The sequence below is a fragment of the Archangium lansingense genome, from assembly GCF_026626635.1.
GTDB classification, from domain to species: domain Bacteria; phylum Myxococcota; class Myxococcia; order Myxococcales; family Myxococcaceae; genus Archangium; species Archangium lansingense.
This window is the reverse complement of the sequence record NZ_JAPNKA010000001.1, coordinates 13043770-13062484: the sequence shown is the minus strand read 5'-3', so window position 1 is coordinate 13062484 and position 18715 is coordinate 13043770. Positions and strand designations below refer to the sequence as shown.

Here is an 18715-nt window from a genome sequence, read left to right as displayed (position 1 = left end):
CCTGGACGAAGGACACGCCATGACCACGGACGTCATCGAGCTGAAGGACCCGGATTTCCGCCGCGAGGTGCTGGAGGCGGAAGAGCCGGTGCTGGTGGACTTCACGGCAGCATGGTGCGCACCGTGCCGCGCCATCAAGCCGTCGTTGGAGGCGCTTGCCTCTCAGTACAAGGGCCGGGTGAAGGTGACGCGGCTCGACGTCGACGACAACCTGGTGACGGCTCAGGAGTACGGCATTCGCTCCATGCCTACCCTGCTCTTCTTCAAGCAGGGCAAGGTGGTAGGCCAGATTGTCGGAGCCGTCCCGCGGGCGAAGCTGGAGAGTGCATTCCAGCAGGTGCTCTGACGAGGCTCAGAGCAGCTCGCAGCCTGCCTGGCAGGAGTTGCCGATGTGGGACCTCGTCCCCTGGATGTTGCTGGCGCAGGCCGCGTACTGGCGAACGGGCGTGCCCGGCTTGCGCGACACGGTGCAGCCACCGCAGGTCCCGTACTCCGTCCAATAGATGAGCTGATCTCCAATAACGCACGCCGGCACGTCCTCCACGTGCTGCTCCACGCTCGAGACGGTGTCGGACGGGATGGACTCGTCGGCGAGCTCGCTCCCGCCACAGGCGGCGAGGGTCAGCGAGAAGCAGGCGGCGGCGAACAGTTTCGACAGACGCATGGGGGGCTCCTGATTGGGAGGGGTGGAGCCTCCAGTAGACCCCGGAACGGGGGCCTACGGCCAGTCGGATTCGCCACCGTCCAGGAGGAGAAGGCTGCGTCGTTCGCGAAGCTGCTCGGGGCAGGGAGAGAACGGCGGTAGGGTCTGACTGGCTCGCCAGGAGGACCAGGTGTTTTCGAGACGTTGCAGGCCGCCAGTCCCGGTGTTGGCGGCGGGGCTCATCCGTGACCGTTGGGGCCTCGGTGTCGCGCTGACCTTCGGAGCGCTCGTCTGGGGTGGGTGCGCAACCGTGACTCCCGCAGCGCGCCCACCCGGAACACCGATGAAGACGAGCTGTCCCGCTTCGATCGAACTACCGACAGTCGAGGAGTGTCTCGGCGTGGCGGCGAGAATCGATGATGAGCTCCTCATGAGTTGCGTCCGCCGGCAGTGCAGCGGCATCACGGTCACCTGCAGTGAGTGGAGCCGGCAGAAGTGCAGGGAGCAGAATCAGCATTCCGGCAACATCGGATTGGGGTTCACGCTCACGTTCTGGCGAGGAACGACCCATCGCTTCTTTCCCGTCAAGGAAATCCACTGGTGTGAGGAGCCCGCGTCACGCGAGTGCGTTATCAAGGCCGTCCTGCACGAGTTTGCGCATTCGTGTGGCTGGAAGCATCGGCAAGGTCACAACGTCCCCGGGAATGATCCGGAGCGAGAGCCCATTCCCGAATGCGGATGTGTCGACGAGAAAGGCGCGAGGACGTCATGCGAATGAACCCTGTCGGACTCGGGCCTGGTGCGCTCCTTCTACTGGTGGCCTGCGCGGGGTCCCCCACCTCGGGGAAGCAGGCCCGCCCCTCACCCGTCCGAGAGGCTGTCAGCGATGCGGGCCTCCAGGTTCCGTCTCGCGTCGTGATGAAGGTTCAAGACATCCACTATGATGGATTCACGATCTCGGCGCGCATCCTGGTGAGTCCCGAAGACGGCCCCTTGCGCCTGGACAGGCGGCTCGTTCCGGAATTCGATGTGGAGATAGGACTCGTTGCGGATTGCGAACGCGGGTCCGTGCCGACCATCCACATGGATGTCTTCCCACCGCTGGAGCGGCCGAAGAACCTCATGGTGCTCGAGCCTGGCTACTGGTACGGCAGGACGGTGCGCTTCATGCCGTTCGATGATCACTTCACCAACATCGGGCCGGAGTGCGTCGAAGCCACCCTCTATCTGAGGTCCTTCGACCGCCAGTTCGTCGCGAGCCAGCACATCCAGGCCGTGCGCTCTCCCTCTCTGGACGACGGCGCGCAGCAGGACGCGGGCACTCCCTGACGCGCTTCTTTGCAAAGCTGCTCGGCTCGCGATAGCGAGGCGGCATGCGGATTCCGGATTTCAAGCTCGAGCGCTACTTCGCGAAGTGGGAGTTCACCGCGCCGCACCTGTTGTGCTCCTCGGACATCGAGGGCTGGCGGATGAGCGACCTGCTCGCGCTGGCGGACGCGGATGGGCGCGAGCGCTGGGAGCGGCTGTCGCTGGGCTACACGGAGTCCACGGGCCTGCCGGCGCTGCGTGAGGAGATTGCCCGGCTGTACCGCGGCGTGGCGCCGGAGCAGGTGCTGACGTTCGCCGGAGCGCAGGAGGCCATCTTCGTCCTGCTGAACGTGCTGCTGGGGCCGGGGGACCACGCGGTGGTGACGTGGCCGGGCTACCAGTCGCTGTACGAGGTGGCGCGCGCCACGGGGGCCGAGGTGTCGCTGCTGCGGCTGCGCGAGGAGGACGGCTGGAAGCTGGACCTGGAGGCGCTGAAGCGCGAGCTGCGGCCCCACACGAAGCTGGTGGTGGTCAACTTCCCGCACAACCCGACGGGGGCCCTGCCGGACGCGGCCACGTGGAAGGGACTCTTCGCGCTGGCCGAGGAGCGGGGGGCGTATGTGTTGTCGGACGAGGTGTACCGGCTGCTGGAGCATGACCCTCGGGACACCCTGCCGGGGGGGGCGGAGCTGTCGGCCCGGGGCGTGAGCCTGGGAGTGATGTCCAAGGCCTTCGGGCTGGCGGGGCTGCGCGTGGGATGGATGGCGAGCCGGGATACGGCCCTGCAGGAGCGCTGCGCGGCCTACAAGGACTACACGACCCTCTGCAACGCCGCCCCCAGCGAGGTGCTCGCCCTCATCGCGCTCCGGGCGAAGGAGCGCGTGCTGGCCCGGAGCCGGGAGCTCCTCGCGCGCAACCTCGCGGTGCTCGACGGCTTCTTCGCCCGGCGGGCGGACACGTTCCGCTGGGTACGCCCGGCCTCGGGGAGCGTGGCTTTCCCCAGGCTGTTGAAGGAGATGCCGGTGGCGGAGTTCTGCCAGCGGCTGGTGGAGACCGAGGGTGTGCTGCTGCTGCCCGGCGACGTCTATGACTTCCCGGGCAATCACTTCCGGTTGGGGCTGGGCCGCACGAACATGCCCGACGCGCTCGCGCGGCTGGAGCGCTTCTGTGACGTGTTGTGGCGCTGACGACCTTCGCTCCATGCGGTTTGTACGTCGTGCGACACATGGTCGGGGCAAGATGCGCGCTGGGAGCTCGTGCTCGCGGAGCCAGGGTCTTGAGGCAGGACGCTCGTGGTATGGACGGGGGCCTTCCAGGGGCCCGGAAAGAACGAGGGCGAGATGAGCGAGTCGACAGTGGAGCGGCCGCAGGAGCGGATTCCCACGGGGGTACCCGGCCTGGACATCGTGTTGCACGGCGGCCTGCTGCGCGGGGGCGTGTACATGCTCCAGGGTCGTCCGGGCGCGGGGAAGACCATCCTCACCAACCAGATGTGCTTCCACCACGCCGCCCAGGGGGGCCGCGTCCTCTACTCCACGCTGCTGGCCGAGACGCATGAGCGTCTGCTCTTCAACCTCGAGCCGCTCTCCTTCTTCGACACCTCCCGCATCCCCGAGCAGATCGCCTACCTCAGTGCCTTCTCGACGCTCGAGCAGGGCGGCCTCAAGGGGCTCGTCGAGGTGCTCCGGCGCGAGGCGCGGGCGCGCAAGTCCACCCTGCTCGTAGTGGACGGCCTGGTCACCGCGGAGGAGAGCGCCCAGTCCAAGAGGGAGTTCAAGAAGTTCATCCACGAGCTCCAAATCCACGCCAACCTGGTGGGCTGTACCATCCTGCTGCTCACCAGCTCGAGCGCGGAGCCGGTGGGGCCCGAGCACACCATGGTGGACGGCGTGCTCGAGCTCTTCGACAACCGGCTGGGCCGGCGTGCGGAGCGTGAGCTGGAGGTGAGGAAGTTCCGCGGCAGCAGCTACCTGCGCGGCGGCCATGCCTTTCAAATCACGCAAGACGGCATCGTGGTGCACCCGCGCATCGAGGCGCTCCTGCAGAATCCCTCACGCCAGGATCCCTGCAAGAGGGAGCGGGTCTCCACGGGTGTCGCCCAGCTGGACAAGATGCTCAACGGCGGCCTCCCGTGTGCCTCCACGAGTGTCCTCTTCGGCCCCACCGGGGCGGGCAAGACGACCTTCGGGCTGCACTTCCTCGATGAGTCGAGCAAATCGGAGCCCGGCCTCCTCTTCGGCTTCTACGAGACTCCCCCCCGCCTGCTCCTCAAGGCCAAGGCGCTGGGGCTCGGCCTGGAGAAGAAGCAGCAGCAGGGCGTCTTCGACATGATGTGGCACTCGCCCACCGAGCGCATCCTCGATGGGCTCGGCAACAAGCTCCTCCAGGCGGTGCGCGAGCGGGGCGTGAAGCGGCTCTTCATCGACGGGGTGGACGGCTTCCAGCAGTCGGCCGCCTACCCCGAGCGCATCAGCCACTTCCTCGCCGCGCTCACGAACGAGTTGCGGGTGCTCGGGGTCACCACCCTCTACACCAGCGAGCTGCAGGAGATGTTCAGCCAGCAGGTGATACTGCCCATCAGCGGCATCTCCAGCCTCGTTGAGAACATCTTCTTCCTGCGCTTCGTGGAGCTGCACTCGAAGCTCCACCGGATGCTGTCCGTGGTGAAGATGCGCGACAGCGACTACGACTCCTCCCTCCAGGAGTACCGCATCACCTCTCGGGGCATCACGCTCGCCGCCGAGACCTTCCAGGGGGCACAGTCCGTCCTCACGGGTGATGCGAAGCCGGCCACCCGGCCCAGGCGCAAGGGTCTGCTCAAGAAGCGGAGCCGCTAGCCGTGAAGACCCTCCTCGTGGTGGACGATGAGGTCGGCATCACCGAAGCGCTCAACGACTTGTTGAGTGAAGAGGGCTTCCATGTCCTCGTCGCGAGCAACGGGAAAGAGGCCCTGGAGCGCATCGCGGGGAGGCGGCCGGACCTCATCCTGCTGGACTACATGCTGCCGGTGATGGATGGGCGCGAGCTGCTCAACGCCCTCCAGAGTGACTCCATGCTCCGGGACATCCCGGTGCTGATGATGAGTGCCATTCCCCGCTCCAGCCTTCCCCGGGACTGCCAGCCCCGGGCCTTTTTGCGCAAGCCCTTCACGATTGACCGACTGCTGCTGGAAGTGGGCCGGTTGCTCGGGGGGCCGGCGAAGCCGTGAGGGCGCGGGTGCGCACCGCGGACGCATTTGAAACTATGGACCTGAGGGGTCAGGTCATGGATGCTCGGCGGGCCGTCCCGGGTTGGAGTAGGGGAGGATGGCACTCACCCGTGAGGGCTTCTTGGAAAACAATCAGCACCGCATCGCGCTGTTCCTCGACTTCGAGAACCTGGTGACGAACACCGGGTTCACCGCCGGCAACTTTGACCTGCAGCCGGCGATGGACCGACTGCTGGAGCGGGGCAAGGTGGTGTTCCGCCGCGCCTACTGCGACTGGTCCCGCTTCAAGGAGGCGAAGGGCAACCTGCACGAGTTCGGCGTCGAGCTCATTGACGTGCCCCCGTCGACGCGCTCGGGGAAGAACGGGGCGGACATGCGCCTGGTCATCGACGCGCTGGAGCTGTGCTATGCGCGCGAGCACATCGACACCTTCGCCATTGCCTCGGGAGACAGCGACTTCTGCCCGCTGGCGTACAAGCTGCGAGAGAACGGCAAGCAGCTCATCGGGCTCGCGGTGAAGGAGGCCACCAGCCCGCTCTTCGTGAAGGCGTGCGACGAGTTCATCTACCTGCGGCCGCGCACCCGGGCGGAGAAGGACAAGGAGAAGCGCGCCCACGAGCAGGAGGAGGTGGGGAAGGGTCGCGGCAAGCACGGCAAGGGGCACGGGGCCGGGGAGCGCCAGGGGAAGGAGCAGGCGCACGGGCACAAGGGGAAGGCCGAGGGGTCGAAGGTCGAGGTGCCGGAGAGTGTGATGGAGGTGGTGCAGCGGCTGCTGGCGAGGACCACGGGGACGCTCAACCCGTCGCTCATCAAGGAGGCCCTTGTGCGCAAGGAGCCGGACTTCGACGAGCGCGACCACGGCTTCTCCAGCTTCACCAAGCTGCTGACGGCCTTGGAGCACGAAGGGGTGCTCAAGCGCGTGCAGCAGGGCCGGCAGTGGTACGTGGTGGCGCCGGACGCGGCGCCCCTGGAGCCGACGCCCGAGCCGAAGGGCCGGGGCCGTAATGCTCGTCCCGTGGAGGAGGAGGACGAGGAGGAGGTCTACCCGGATCCGGTGGACGACTTCTGAGCCAGTACCTCTGAGAGACTGTGGGCTCGCACGGCCCGCTCGAGCCAGAGGTCGAGCGTGGCCAGGTCCGTGCAGCCGAGGATTCGCTGGTGGGACTTGTCATCTACACGCAGGCCGCGGGCCGCGAGGAGCCGAAGTACCGCCTCAGCCAGTCCCTCTGCGCGGCCCTCTGCCCGGAGTCGCTGTCCTTCCGTCCGCATCCGTGCCTTCACTCGCTGCTCTGGCCTGCGAGCCCACTCTCTTGGACTTGGCGGGTGTCTTCTTCCTGGCCGCACCAGCAGGCTCCGTATGGTGAGGGCGCCTGGTTATCGGGCCGCCCAGCACGTCCGAGAGGCTTTTGGCGCGTAGGGCCCGCTCGAACCAGAGGTCGAGCGTGGTCAGGTCGGTGCAACCCAGGATGCGCTGACGGGACTCGTCATCCACACGCACCCCTCGGGAGGCGAGGATCCGAAGCACATCCTCGGCCCTCCCTTCTGCAAGTCCTTCTGCTCGTCCTTTCCGGCGTCCCTCCGCTCGGAGTCGCTGTCCCTCCGTCCACATCAGTGCCTCCACTCGCTGCTCTCGCATCACGCAACCTAACACCTGCCGGGTGACTTTACCAGTCACCTTCGTCCCGCGCTCTCGAAGGTAATGGATGACCGCCCCCAGTTCTCGCTCTCCCTGGGGAGAACTGTAGACTTCCCTGAACAGGTCTACCTGTTGCGTCAGCCGCCCGTTCAACTCTCGAGTGCTCGCCAGGCGCAGCAACACCAGGGCCAGTCTCACCAGGGGCGGGCAGGCGAGCGTCTTCAGCTCTTGCTCGCTGTGGGTCATCAGGTCGTACAGCACGTACTCCAGGCGTAACAGGTGCTTCAGCCACCCCTCCCGCCGTGCCTCCCCCAGAGGAACATCCAGCAACTCCTCCACGCGCAGCGGTGCCGTCCAGGCTCCCCGTGGCCCGTGGTACAGCACCACCGGGAGGATGAGCGGCGGATGCCTGCTGTGCCGGTGCTGCTGCTCCCAGCGGTCGAGCAGCCGCGACACGTACTGGCGCATGCGGGCCGCCATGCGCCCCTCCACATGGGACTGGTGCTCCAGAAGGATGAAGGCCTGGCGCGAGCTGCCGCGCAGTCGGACCGAGAAGATCAGGTCGCTCCGGGTCTCGCGGATGGCTGTGTCCACGAGGGCCGTGGGCTGGCTGCGCAGGGTGGACCACTCCACCCGGGCGGTGAAACCCGGGGGCAGCAAGGTGCGCAGCAGGGCCGCGGCCCTCTCGGCGTGCTCCAGTACGTAGCGGATGAAGCGGTCATGCGGCCCAGACATGGCCGGTGCCTTGGAGCACGAGCCGGGCCAACGTTGGCACAGAGGGAATCCGCGCCCGGGCACCATCCACGCGGCTGGAAACCGTCTCCGCGCGAATCGTCTGACACCGTGGGGGAGAAGGGCGGACTACTTGCCCTTCTGCTTCTTCGCGTGGGCCTCGATGCGCGCCTTGAAGTCATCCATCAAGTCGTTCGGGATGGGAATCGAGAGGTTGTACTGAGCGATCTTCCAGGTGCCCCCGTCCTTCACGAGCACGCCCGAGCCTCGGGCCGGGCCCATGTTGGGGGTGGCGAGCGCCTCGTCGAACCAGGCCACCGCGCCGTCCTTCGAGAAGCTCACGTGACGCGACACGGCGGTGAAGCTCCAGGCCTTGCCCTTGGAGAAGTAGGGCTTCGCCCAGGCGCGGAACTCGTCGCGCGTCCAGCGCTCGGTGGCATCCGTTCCGAGGTAGACGGCGTCGGGCGTGAAGTGGCCGAAGTAGCGCGCCTCGTCCGCCTGGGCGGCGGCCTTGTGCCAGTCATCGAGCACGGCGTTCACGGCGGCGGTGGGCGTGGTCGCGGCGGGAGTCCCCGCATCGGGCGTGGCGGTCAGCAGGGCGAGGCAGAGCAGGGCAGCGGTGGGCATGGGCGCCATGAGCGCGCGGGCTCATGGGCCGGTCAAGGTTCTGGCGTCAGGCACCACCCCGCGCCTGCGGACGCAGCCGACTCCGAATTCGGCGCCCCGGTCGGTAGCAATAGCCCCTTTTTGGCGCAGTGCGCTATACCCCGCATCCCAAATCTCGGTTTCCCGGGGGACCTTCATGACGACCGCACTTCAGCAGCGCCCGCACAGTGACCTGGCCCAGGGCCGTTTCGGCCAGAGCCGCTACATGATCCGCCGCAAGTTCTTCAAGATTTTCGGCGGCGCCTTCCACATCTATGACGAGGCGGGCAACGTCGCCTTCTACTCGAAGATGAAGGCCTTCAAGCTCAAGGAGGACCTGCGCGTCTTCACCGGCGAGGACATGCAGCAGGAGGTCCTCACCATCAAGGCCCGCAACATCCTCGACATCAGCGCCACGTACGACGTGACGGACGCCACCACGGGCCAGAAGGTGGGCGCGCTGCGCCGCAAGGGCCTCAAGTCCATCCTGCGTGACGAGTGGCTCATCCTGGATGTGAACGACCAGGAGGTGGGCACCATCCAGGAGGACAGCATGCTGCTGGCGATCGTCCGGCGCTTGCTGACGAACCTGGTGCCGCAGACCTTCCAGGGCGCGGTGGGCGGTGCCCCGGTCTTCACCTTCCGGCAGCACTTCAACCCCTTCATCCAGAAGATCGCCTTGGACTTCTCCGCGGACACGTCCGGCCGGCTGGATCGCCGCATGGGCATCGCGACAGCAGTCCTCCTGTGCGCCATCGAGGGCCGTCAGCAGGGCTGAGGCCCGGTGGCTCACGGGCTCATCGGGCGGCGTCAGGACGGAAGCGCCGCTCGATGCGCGAGCGCAGCAACTCGAGCACCTCCTTCTCGGAGGTGCCGGCTTCGGGCTCCAGCTTCAAGGAGATGGCGCCCCGGCTTACAAGCGCCTCGGGCTCGAGCACCTTGCCGCGTTGCACGAGCCGCAGGTGCGCGGGCTGCACCTCCACGCCATAGGGCTGGAGGTACAGGTCCACGAAGCGCTGAAGGAGCTGGGCGGTGGTGAGGGTCTCGCGCTCCTCGGGGAGGAGCTGGAAGCCGATGGTGGTGCCCGCCAGCCGCAGGCCCTGCTCGACGATGATGCCGAGCCGCAGCGCGTGGGGCAGCAGGGCTTCCTGGCCCTCGGAGCGGCTGTAGAGCCAGTAGCTCTTCTGCACGTGGGCGCACAGCGGGCACAGCATGCCGTTGAGCTCATCGAGCCCGCGGGTGCGCAGCAGATGCTGGAGGAGCACCTCCTCACCGCAGCGCTTGCACTGCTCCTGGGGGCCGATGATGGCGAGCACGGAGCGGCCCCGCTCGGCCACGTCCGCACGCTGGAGCGCCAGCGGCACGGCGGCGAGCAGCTCGGCGTCGCGAAGCTGGAGGCCGAAGCGAATCTCCTTCTTCATCACCCGCATGCCGAGCTCCAGGTGGCGCGGCAGCCGGGTGAGGGCCTGATCGAAGGAGGGAGCCTCCGGCATGTCGAGCTCCCGCAGCAGCTCGTAACGCTCGGCCCAGGCCTCGCTGGTGTCGAGCCCCGGAGGCGGACGGCCAGCGGCCTCGGCGAAGAAGGCCATGAGGGTGAGGGCCACTTGCCAGGGCTCTTGGGTGACGGCGTCCTCGAGGCGGCGGGCGAGCTCGCGTGCGGCGGGCGTGGCACGCTGGCGCTCGAGGCGGAGCACTCCCTGGCGCACCAGGGGGCTCTCCTGCACGGGATCGAAGGCACGGAGCTTCCGTCCCTTGACGTTCTCGGCGAGCGTGGACATGCGCTTGTTCCTCAGGGAAGTCAGTGTGCGCGCGGCGCGCTCGAGCTGGCGCAGGCGGGCGCGGGCATCCTGGGCGAGGCCCTGAAGCTCCTCGTCCATCTCCGTACGCGTCTCGGTGAGGTAGTCGCGGCCCTCGGCCTCGCGGCGCTTCGCCTCCTCGTAGAGGCGGGCGGTGGCGGTGGAGCGGAGGCTCTCGCGCTGCTGGCGCAGCGAGTGGACGGCGGTGGAGAGAATGCGGATGCGGCGCTCGAGGTGGGCCAGCCGCTCGTCGTCGGTGAGGTTGCCGGGGGCGGTGTCGCCCGCGCCCACCTTGGCGGCGATGAGCTCCAGGGTGGTCCGGTCTCCCGCCTCGTAGGCCACGTTGACGCGGGCCATGAGGGCGTCGAGCCGCGTGCGCTCCTCGTCCGACTGGGCGAGGTCCGGGTGCAGCAGCCGGGCCAGACGGCGGTGGAGCCGCTTGAGGGTTACGGCCTCGTCCTCGCGCTCGGCCTGGAGCTCCTCCTCGGAGGGCGTGTCGTCCTCGGGTGGCTCCTCGTCCTCGAAAGTGTCCTCGTCCTCGTCGTCGTCGAAGGCGGAACGCTCCGAGTCGGCCCCGGTGGCGCGGCGCGCGGAGGTCTGGGGCGGAGCGGAGCGCTCGGGGGGCTTGCTCGGATCATCCGCGGACGGAGGGAGGGCAGGCTGTTCGAGGAGACGGGTGAGGGCGGAGGCGGCGTCCTGGAGGTTGCGGAGCCGGCGCAGGAGACGCTCGGAGCGGCTCACTTCCTCGAAGGAGGCGGAGAGGGAGTCCTCGTAGGCGCGGGCGAAGCGCTGCAGCTCCAGGCTGAGCGAGTCGAGCTCGGTGTCGAGCGAGTCGATCTCAGCGAGGAGCTCCTGGAGGCGCAGCTCGGCCCGGCGCAGGGGCGACTCCTCGGGGGGAGGCGCCACGCGGAGCAGGGCCGACTCGGGAGCGAGCGGTGCTGTCGACGAGGAGGACATGAGGCGGGGGACTGAGGGTACCGCGAGGGCGGGGTGATCGCCCGTAAATGCCCCAAGCGCAAGTGGACACTCGCCTGCCCTGAGGGCGAGCGTCCACGGCAGGCTCCGCTCAGCCTCGCGGACGCTGTGCTCCGGTCAGTCCCGGCAGTCCGTGGAAGAAGGTGGTGACCAGCGTGGTGGTGAGCACGTCCGCCGCGGTGCCCTGGAACCCCGCACAGGTGAGCTTGAGACTCACGATGCCGTGCACTCCGGCCCACAGCACCTCTGCGAGCTGCCGCGTGTCCGCGTCCGCCGCGAGCCGCCCTCCCGCCTTTAGCTCCTCGAGAGGTTTCACCAGCAGCGCGAAGGCCTTTGCACCCAGGTCGTCCTGGCCCTCGCCGAACAGCGCCGTGGTGAGCTTCGGATCCTCCATGAAGATGAGCCGGTATGTCTCCGGCTGCTCCAGCCCGAATCGCACGTAGGCCCTCGCTACTTCCGCGAGGCGCTCCAAGGGCTCCTCCACCCGCGCCGCTGGCGCCAGGAACTCGAGCAGCTGCTGGAAGCCTCGCACGCTCAGCTCCCGCGCCAGGTCCTCCCGACTCTCGAAGTGCAGGTAGAGCGTCGCCGGCGCGTACTCGATGGCCTCGGCCAGCTTGCGCATGGACAGCGCGGCGAATCCCTCGCGCACCACCATCTCCCGCGCCGCACTCACGATCCTCTCCCGCAGCTCCGCCCGCTGCCGCTCCTTCCTCTCCGAAATCCCCATGCTCCGAAGTGTAGGACTTGACGACTTGAACGGCAATCATTAGATGAACGGCGTTCAGTGAACGATGTTCACAAAGTGCCCGGCGTTCCGGAAAAGGGGTAGGACATGAGCGAGCAGGGAAAGGTGGCGTTGTTCGGTGCCTCGGGAGCCATCGGGCACAGCGTGGTGCAGGCGTTGAGGGCCCAGGGGAGGAGCTATCGGGTGGTGGGCCGGTCGCGGTCGTCGCTGCAGCGGGAGTTCGGCGCGGATCCGCGGGCGGAGATCGTCACCTGGAACCCGGAGGACCTGGCCTCGGTGCGCGAGGCGGCGCGAGGCGTCTCCACGCTCATCTACATGGTGGGCGTGCCCTACACGGACTTCCACCTGCATCCGGTGCTGATGCGCCGCACGCTGGAGGGGGCCATCGCCGAGGGCGTGCAGCGCCTGGTGCTGATCGGGACGTTGTATTCGTTCGGCCGTCCGCGCACCGAGCGGGTGACGGAGGAGCATCCGCGCGAGCCCCACACGTACAAGGGGCGGATGCGCAAGGAGCAGGAGGACGTGGTGCTCGAGGCGGGGGCGTCGGGTGCCATCCAGACCACGATTCTCCGGCTGCCGGACTTCTACGGGCCGGGTGTGGAGCGCAGCTTCCTCCACGGGGCCTTCCGCGCCGCGCTCGATGGGAAGCGGGCCCAGCTCATCGGGCCCATCGACCCTCCTCACGAGTTCGTCTACGTGCCGGACGTGGGACCGGTGGTGACGGCGCTCGCGGACGAGCCTCGTGCCTACGGGCGGACGTGGAACCTCGGGGGCGCGGGCGTCACCACCCAGCGGAAACAGGTTGAGCAGATGTTCGCCGAGGTGGGCCGGCGTCCGAAGTTGATGGCACTCAACCGCACCCTGCTGCGCGTGCTGGGCCTGGTGGACCCCATGCTGCGCGAGCTGGTGGAGATGCACTACCTGCTCACCACGCCCCTGATCGTGGACGACTCGGCGCTGCGTGGCCTGCTGGGCGAGGTGCACAAGACGCCCTACGAAGAGGGCATCCGCCGCACCCTGGAGGCGATGCGCGCGAGCGACGCGGCTGCGCACTCGGTTCCCTCCCTGGCCTCATGAGTGGTGGACAGGGGTCCAACCCGGGTTCACCCGATACCCTCACCCCGTCCCTCTCCCGGAGGGCGAGGGGAAATGGCCACGGGAAGGTTGTCAGCGCATGTTCCCGGGACTCACTTTGATGAGAGACCTGGAGTGATGATGCTCGGCCCGACCTTGTTGTTCGTTCTCTTCGCATCGACTCCCGCCCCCAAGCAGCTGTGGGCACCACGGGCCTTCTCGGTCAGGGGAGCATCATCGAGGTCCAGTTCATCGTCCACCTGCCCAAGAGCACCCGTCGCGCACGGTGAGCTGCTCAGTGGGAGGCCGCGGCACCCGGGGGCCTCCTGGAGTCCGACGCTTCATCTCCTCTATGCTCTGGGGACCCCTACTCCCCGGAGGAGCTCCATGGCTGGCAGAGACCCTTATCGCCGCGTCTACGGCACGCAGCCCCTGCGCCGTGTGGGCAGCGGGCAGGACCGCTTCGACAAGGAGGCGCTGGAGGGCGCCCCGGAGTCCCCCGCCCCCTCCGTGCGCGAGCAGCGCCAGATGAACGCGCCGCTCAACCCCGAGCGCAAGAGCTTCGCCGCGGCGCTCGAGCGGCTCGGTACTCCCAAGAAGAAGTAGCCCGATGCTCGGCCTGCTCCTGCTGTGCCTGGGCGCCTCAGGCGAATGAGACTCCGCTCGAACAGTCCATGGGCCCTCGTGCTCACGCTCGCGCTCACCAGCCGCGCCAGCGCCGAGACCCCCGTCTCGCCTCCCACGGACGCCCCTCCGCGCGCACTGGCCTGCCTGGCGAAGTGGTACTCGGTGGAGCCGGTGAAGGTGGACGGCGCGTGGCACTTCAAGCTGGCCGGGACCACGCATCCCTGGGACGACGGGAAGACGAAATCCTTTGAAGAGAAGCTGGAGTCCCCGGACCTGGAGGACACCTTCTCCATTCCGTATGTCCCCGGGCCGATCGTGCCGGTGTCTCGCGAGAACGAGGACCCGGGGCGCATCCGCTTCGACCCGCTCTTCCACGCGGTCTACGGCGCCACCAAGGCTCAGGTGGACGTGGTGGAGATCGACTTCCTGGGACAGAAGCTGAAGGTGAACCGCAAGGTGGCACCGGCCTTCGAGCGCGTGGCGAAGCGGCTCGATGCGGAGGTGAAGAAGCAGCCCTCGCTACGGCCGTACCTGAAGAACCTGGGCGGCACCTTCGTGTGGCGGAAGATCGCCAACACGAACCGCCAGAGCGCGCACTCCTACGGGGTGTCCATCGACGTGAACGTGAAGCGCTCGCACTATTGGGAGTGGGCAAAGCCGAAGGAGCCGGTGCGCTGGGCCAACCAGATTCCCCAGGTCATCGTGGACGCCTTCGAGGCCGAGGGCTTCATCTGGGGCGGGCGCTGGTACCACTACGACACCATGCACTTCGAGTACCGGCCCGAGCTGCTGGATAGCGCGTGCAGGTGAACAATCCATTGTCTGAGTGTCTGGTGCTCGACCCCGAGTCCTGAGCCTTCCGACTGGTGCCCGCCAGAAAGGATTCTTATCCAAATTGGGATGGTCACAGCGGGGACTCGAAGCGGGAAGGATCGGGAGGCTTCCTCCGTGGAGGAGCTGGAGCGCCGTGTCCAGCGGCTGGAATCGGAGCTGCGGCAGACCCAGGCGAAGCTCAAGCTCCGCGACCGGCAGTTGGAGCTCCTGACCCTCGCCGCGAGGGATCTCAACTCGACCATGCAGGGGCCGGAGCTCATGCGGCGGCTCGTCTGGATGGCCCTGGAGCTTGTAGACGCGGCCGAAGGTGTCTGGGGCCAGGTGGTCGATGGCCGCATCGTCATCGTCGAGTCCCTGTGGAGAGACGAGGGGACCGTCGAACCGCGCAACGTCGTCTTCGGGCCCAACGTGGGGGTTCCCGGCCACGTGATGGTCACTGGGGAACCCTATATCTCCAACGACCCGGCCCACGATGAGCATGTCCTGCCGGAGCTGCAGAAGGCCCGGGGGTTCTACAACCTGATCGACCTGCCCCTCTTCGACCGCTCCGGAGAGCTGGTGGGGTGTTTCGAGCTCCACGACAAGAAGGACCACCAGCCCTTCACCCAGGAAGATTTGACGCTGCTCGATGCGCTTCGGGCCCTGGCGGGGGTGGCCCTGGAGAACGTGCGTCTCCAAGACGAGATCGATGCCGAGCGCAGGAGTCTGAAGGCGAGCGAGACCAAGTTCCGGCGGCTCTTCGAGTCCAACCTGATTGGCATCGTCTTCGGCGACATCCACGGCGGCCTCTACGACGTGAACGACTACTACGCCCGGCTCATCGGCGTTTCCCGGGAGGATGTCCTCGCGGGCAAGGTCCGCTGGGAGACCATCACTCCACCGGAGGACATGGAGAAGGACAGGGCCGCGGCGAAGGAGATGCTCGAATCACCCCATGGGGTCTGCTCTCCTTACGAGAAGAGATACATCCTCCCGGATGGTCGCGTCGTTTGGATCCTCCTGGGGGTTGCCTTCATCGACGAGGGGCGTTCCAAGAACGTCGCGTTCGTGCTCGACATCACCCAGAGCAAGGAGTCCGAGGAGATGTTCGCGGGCATCCTCAACAGCGAGCAGCTCGCCCGGGAAGAGGCGGAGGCCACCCTGTCGCAGCTCAGACTGGAGAGGGAGCTGCGTGAGCAGTTCGTGTCCGCCCTCAGTCATGATCTCCGCACGCCCCTGACCGCGGCGAAGATGAGCGCGCAGCTCATTCCTCGTCAGCCCCAACTGCCCGACAAGGTCTACTCGCTGGCCGCCCGGGTGAGGCAGAACATCGATCGCGCGGACCAGATGATCTCCGACCTGCTGGATGCCAACCGCATCCGAGCGGGCCAGGGGCTTCCCATCGAGCGGTCTCCCGGCGAGCTCCGGCAGCTGGTGGCCGGCACGCTGGAGGAGCTCTCGACCGTTCACGGGGACCGGTTCCTCCTCCAAGGGGAGGAGTCGATCGAGGGTGATTGGGACGCGCGAGCCCTGCGCAGGCTCCTCGAGAACCTCTGCGGCAATGCCATCAAGTACGGCGACCCCACGCGGCCGGTGACCGTGAGCCTGAAGCAGGAGGGCGACGAGGTGGCGCTCGCCGTGCACAACTGGGGAGAGCCCATCCCGGCCGAGGATCAGAAGTCGCTCTTCCAGTACTTCTCCCGGACGAAGAGTGCGCAGACCAGTGGAAAGAAGGGCTGGGGAATCGGGCTGACCCTCGTGAGGGGCGTCGCCGAGGCGCATGGCGGAAGCGTCGGCGTGGAGAGCTGCCGGGAGAAGGGAACTGTCTTCCGGGTGCGCCTGCCTCGGACGGTGAAGTCTCTTCCGTAAGGCCTGGGCCATTGTTCTCCTGGCGAAACACTGTTTCCGCCTGGCCAGTCTTGGTGCACGCCGTGCCAGCCGTTACAGAGGCACGATGAGCACCCCTTCCTCTCCTCGGCAGCGCGCCCTGTTGCTGTTCTCGCTGGGCACCCTGACGGCGTTCGCTCCGCTGTCCATCGACATGTACCTGCCGAGCCTCCCCTCCATCCAGGGGACGCTGGGGACGTCTGCCTCCCTGGTTCAGCTCACCTTGGCTGCCTTCATGGCCGGCCTGGGTCTTGGCCAGTTCGCCTATGGCCCCCTCTCGGACCGGTTCGGCCGCCGCAAGCCGCTCATCGCCGGCATCGTGCTCTACATCCTCGCCTCCGCCGCCTGTGCGTTCGCGCCGAGCATCCACTGGCTGATCGCGCTCCGCTTCCTCCAGGCGGTGGGTGGAGCCGCCGGGGCCGTCATCGCCCGCGCCATCGTGCGCGACCTCTACAGCGGCCGGGAGATTGCCCGCGTGCTCTCCCTGCTCATGCTCATCATGGGCGCCGCTCCCATCCTCGCCCCACTCCTGGGCGGGCAGGTCCTCGCCTTCTCCGGCTGGCGCGCCATCTTCGGAGTGCTCGCCCTGCTCGGCACCCTCTCCCTGGTGCTCACGCTGGTGGCGATTCCCTCCATGCCGTCCCGCGCTGGACAGCCTGGGGGAGCCAACTCGCTCGGGGCGAACCTTCGCATCCTCTTCACCGACCGGCGCTTCCTCGCCGCCACGCTCGCCGGCGGCTTCGCCCAGGCCGGCATGTTCGCCTATATCTCCGGCTCGCCCTTCGTGTTCATGGAGCTCCTCCATGTCTCGCCGGAGCGCTTCGCCTGGCTCTTCTCGGTGAATGCGCTGGGCATCATCGGCGCGAGTCAGCTCAACCGCCGCCTCCTGGTCCGCTCCGCGCCCGAGCGCATCTCCGTCACGGCCTCGCTCTGCATGGTCCTCATGGGGGCCACCCTCCTGGTGCTGGCCGTGTCGGGGCTTGGCCGCGTCTTCACGCTCGCCCCCGCCCTGTTCCTGTTCCTCTCCTGCATGGGCTTCGTGAATCCCAACGCCGCCGCGCTCGCCATGGAGGAGCATGGTGCTCGGGCTGGAGTGGCGTCCGCCGTCCTCGGCTCCATGCAGTTCGCCGTGTCCGCGGGTGCCTCGGCGTGCGTGGGGCTCCTCAACGATGGGAGCATGCTCCCCATGGCCGCCGTCATGGCCACGTGCGCCGGAGCCTCCTGTGTGGCCGCTCTGAGCCTGCCCTCGAGGAAGGTGGACGAGGCCCCCACCGCCGCCTCCGCGGCCTGAGCGCCCTCACTCTCCCCGGAAGTGCTTGCGGAAGTGCTCGGTCATGAAGTCGATGAACACGCGCACCCGCTGGGGCAGGTGTTTGCGGGGAGGGTAGACGAGGGTAATGACGAGCGGCTCGGGCGCGTACGCGTCGAGCACCGACACCAGCCGTCCCTCCCGCAGGTCCGCGTCGACGAGCGAGCGCGGCAGCCGCGCCAGCCCCATCCCCTCGAGCGCCGCCTCGCGCAGCACGGCGATGTCGTCCACCACGAGCGTGCCCGAGACGGGGACCTCCACGGGGTGGCCCTCCATGCGGAACGTCCACCGGCTGTCCTTCATCCGCAGGCAGTTGTGCGTGGCCAGGTCGTGCGGAGTGCCAGGCGGTGCGCGCCGGGCGAAGTAGCGGGGAGCGCCGCAGACGAGCGGCCTCTCCGTGCCGAGCCGGCGCTCGACGAGGGAGCGCTCGTGGGGGCGCGGGAAGAGCCGCACCGCGACGTCGATGTTCTCGGAGAGCGGGTCCATGTGCCGCCGGTCCGACACGGTCAGCTCCACCTGCACCCGGGGGTAGCGCTCGGAGAACTTCTCCAGCAGCGAGGCCAGCGGGTGCAGGGACAGGCCCACGGGGGCTACGACGCGCACGAGTCCCTCGGGGATGGTGCCCACGTTGCCGAGCAGGTCCGAGGCCTCGTCCGCCACCGAGAGCAGGTGCGCGCAGCGCTCGTAGAGCCGGGCTCCCTCATGGGTGACGGACAGCCGGCGCGTGGTGCGCTGCAGGAGCCTCACGCCCAGCCGCTTCTCCAGTGCGGCCACGCGGGTGCTCACCGCAGACTTGGACAGGCCCAGCCGGGCCGCGGCACCCGAGAAGGAGTGGGCCTCCACGACCCGCGCGAACACGGTCATCGCCACGAGGTCGTCCAAGGAGGCGCCCACGATTGTTCTCCTGCCAGAACAGTTCGCGGGCCTCGTGCCGACGCCTAGCCCTCGTCTGGCTTCTTGCCAGGGTAGGCCGCCCAGTAGCTGTCGGGAAGTGGATTGGTCCCGCGGTCACTCCGCACGCCATCCCCGTCCGGAAGCTCGCCGACACCACCACAGGCCACTTCCTCCTCGGCCTCCTGCTCGCAGTGCTTGTGGAAGTCGTCCTGCGGCTCGTGGTGGGGAATTTGATGGGCCCCCTGCCGCTCCCGAGTGGGCTCGCGCTCGGGTGTTGCCTGCCGCACGTCCGTAGGCCGGCCGAACATGTCCTCGGCGGGCTGAGGAGGCGGCCGTCTGTCTTGGTTCGCCATGGTGGAATCCCTCCGATACCCAACGGTCATGACGTCGGCTTCAGGCGGCAACACAGCCCGGAGTCCCGCT

The 18715-nt window shown here is 67.8% G+C and carries 19 protein-coding genes; 12 read left to right on the top strand and 7 right to left on the bottom strand.

The genetic code is table 11. The features are described 5' to 3' along the window. The first annotated feature begins 19 nt into the window (after positions 1–19). Positions 20–346, top strand: coding sequence for a thioredoxin (gene trxA, locus OV287_RS52610; RefSeq protein ID WP_267541655.1), 327 nt, complete (start codon positions 20–22; stop codon positions 344–346). A 6-nt stretch (positions 347–352) separates the two neighbouring features. Here the strand turns inward: trxA and OV287_RS52605 are convergent, their stop codons facing one another. After that, positions 353–664, bottom strand: coding sequence for a hypothetical protein (locus tag OV287_RS52605; RefSeq protein WP_267541654.1), 312 nt, complete (start codon positions 662–664; stop codon positions 353–355). Between the two features lie 753 nt (positions 665–1417). Here OV287_RS52605 and OV287_RS52600 point away from each other — a divergent pair. The 5 genes from OV287_RS52600 (at position 1418) to OV287_RS52580 (ending at position 6228) form a co-directional block, all read left to right on the top strand. Next, positions 1418–1972 carry a hypothetical protein gene (locus OV287_RS52600; RefSeq protein ID WP_267541653.1) on the top strand — a complete coding sequence of 185 codons (555 nt, stop codon included), beginning with the start codon at positions 1418–1420 and terminating at the stop codon, positions 1970–1972. Between the two features lie 44 nt (positions 1973–2016). Continuing rightward, on the top strand, positions 2017–3138 hold the full coding sequence (locus OV287_RS52595; RefSeq protein WP_267541652.1) for an aminotransferase class I/II-fold pyridoxal phosphate-dependent enzyme: 1122 nt from the start codon (positions 2017–2019) through the stop codon (positions 3136–3138). Positions 3139–3291: 153 nt separating this feature from the next. Next, positions 3292–4788: a DUF7125 family protein gene (locus tag OV287_RS52590; RefSeq protein ID WP_267541651.1), complete on the top strand. Its 1497-nt coding sequence runs from the start codon at positions 3292–3294 to the stop codon at positions 4786–4788. A gap of 2 nt (positions 4789–4790) precedes the next feature. Then, positions 4791–5159 (top strand): response regulator, encoded by a 369-nt coding sequence (locus OV287_RS52585; RefSeq protein WP_267541650.1) that lies wholly within the window; start codon positions 4791–4793, stop codon positions 5157–5159. Positions 5160–5256: 97 nt separating this feature from the next. Further along, positions 5257–6228 carry an NYN domain-containing protein gene (locus OV287_RS52580; protein ID WP_267541649.1) on the top strand — a complete coding sequence of 324 codons (972 nt, stop codon included), beginning with the start codon at positions 5257–5259 and terminating at the stop codon, positions 6226–6228. A gap of 144 nt (positions 6229–6372) precedes the next feature. On the opposite strand, the gene OV287_RS52575 is transcribed toward OV287_RS52580, so the two are convergent. Together OV287_RS52575 and OV287_RS52570 are read right to left on the bottom strand one after the other, a co-directional pair. Then, positions 6373–7530 carry an Rpn family recombination-promoting nuclease/putative transposase gene (locus tag OV287_RS52575; protein WP_267541648.1) on the bottom strand — a complete coding sequence of 386 codons (1158 nt, stop codon included), beginning with the start codon at positions 7528–7530 and terminating at the stop codon, positions 6373–6375. 126 nt (positions 7531–7656) lie between these two features. After that, positions 7657–8154, bottom strand: a complete 498-nt coding sequence (locus OV287_RS52570) for a nuclear transport factor 2 family protein (RefSeq protein WP_267542589.1) — start codon at positions 8152–8154, stop codon at positions 7657–7659. A gap of 175 nt (positions 8155–8329) precedes the next feature. Here OV287_RS52570 and OV287_RS52565 point away from each other — a divergent pair, with 175 nt between their 5' ends. Continuing rightward, the gene (locus OV287_RS52565; RefSeq protein WP_267541647.1) at positions 8330–8950 is read left to right on the top strand and encodes an LURP-one-related family protein; all 621 of its coding nucleotides are present in this window, start codon (positions 8330–8332) and stop codon (positions 8948–8950) included. A 19-nt stretch (positions 8951–8969) separates the two neighbouring features. On the opposite strand, the gene OV287_RS52560 is transcribed toward OV287_RS52565, so the two are convergent. Together OV287_RS52560 and OV287_RS52555 are read right to left on the bottom strand one after the other, a co-directional pair. Beyond that, complete coding sequence (locus OV287_RS52560) at positions 8970–10925, bottom strand: molecular chaperone DnaJ (protein ID WP_267541646.1); 1956 nt, start codon at positions 10923–10925, stop codon at positions 8970–8972. Positions 10926–11034: 109 nt separating this feature from the next. Further along, positions 11035–11616: a TetR/AcrR family transcriptional regulator gene (locus OV287_RS52555; RefSeq protein ID WP_267541645.1), complete on the bottom strand. Its 582-nt coding sequence runs from the start codon at positions 11614–11616 to the stop codon at positions 11035–11037. Between the two features lie 159 nt (positions 11617–11775). On the opposite strand from OV287_RS52555, the gene OV287_RS52550 reads away from it, so the two are divergent. From OV287_RS52550 to OV287_RS52530, 5 genes are all read left to right on the top strand, one after another. Next, on the top strand, positions 11776–12765 hold the full coding sequence (locus OV287_RS52550; protein WP_267541644.1) for an NAD-dependent epimerase/dehydratase family protein: 990 nt from the start codon (positions 11776–11778) through the stop codon (positions 12763–12765). A 384-nt stretch (positions 12766–13149) separates the two neighbouring features. Further along, complete coding sequence (locus OV287_RS52545; RefSeq protein WP_267541643.1) at positions 13150–13368, top strand: hypothetical protein; 219 nt, start codon at positions 13150–13152, stop codon at positions 13366–13368. Between the two features lie 45 nt (positions 13369–13413). Then, entirely contained in the window at positions 13414–14199 is a 786-nt protein-coding gene (locus OV287_RS52540; RefSeq protein WP_267541642.1) for a M15 family metallopeptidase, read from the top strand. A 138-nt stretch (positions 14200–14337) separates the two neighbouring features. After that, positions 14338–16071 carry an ATP-binding protein gene (locus tag OV287_RS52535; RefSeq protein WP_267541641.1) on the top strand — a complete coding sequence of 578 codons (1734 nt, stop codon included), beginning with the start codon at positions 14338–14340 and terminating at the stop codon, positions 16069–16071. An 85-nt stretch (positions 16072–16156) separates the two neighbouring features. Then, a complete protein-coding gene (locus OV287_RS52530) occupies positions 16157–17380 on the top strand; it encodes a multidrug effflux MFS transporter (RefSeq protein ID WP_267541640.1) in 1224 nt (407 codons plus the stop codon). 6 nt (positions 17381–17386) lie between these two features. On the opposite strand, the gene OV287_RS52525 is transcribed toward OV287_RS52530, so the two are convergent. Then, on the bottom strand, positions 17387–18292 hold the full coding sequence (locus tag OV287_RS52525; protein ID WP_267541639.1) for a LysR family transcriptional regulator: 906 nt from the start codon (positions 18290–18292) through the stop codon (positions 17387–17389). Between the two features lie 44 nt (positions 18293–18336). Continuing rightward, a complete protein-coding gene (locus tag OV287_RS52520) occupies positions 18337–18645 on the bottom strand; it encodes a hypothetical protein (protein WP_267541638.1) in 309 nt (102 codons plus the stop codon). Between the last annotated feature and the right edge of the window lie 70 nt (positions 18646–18715).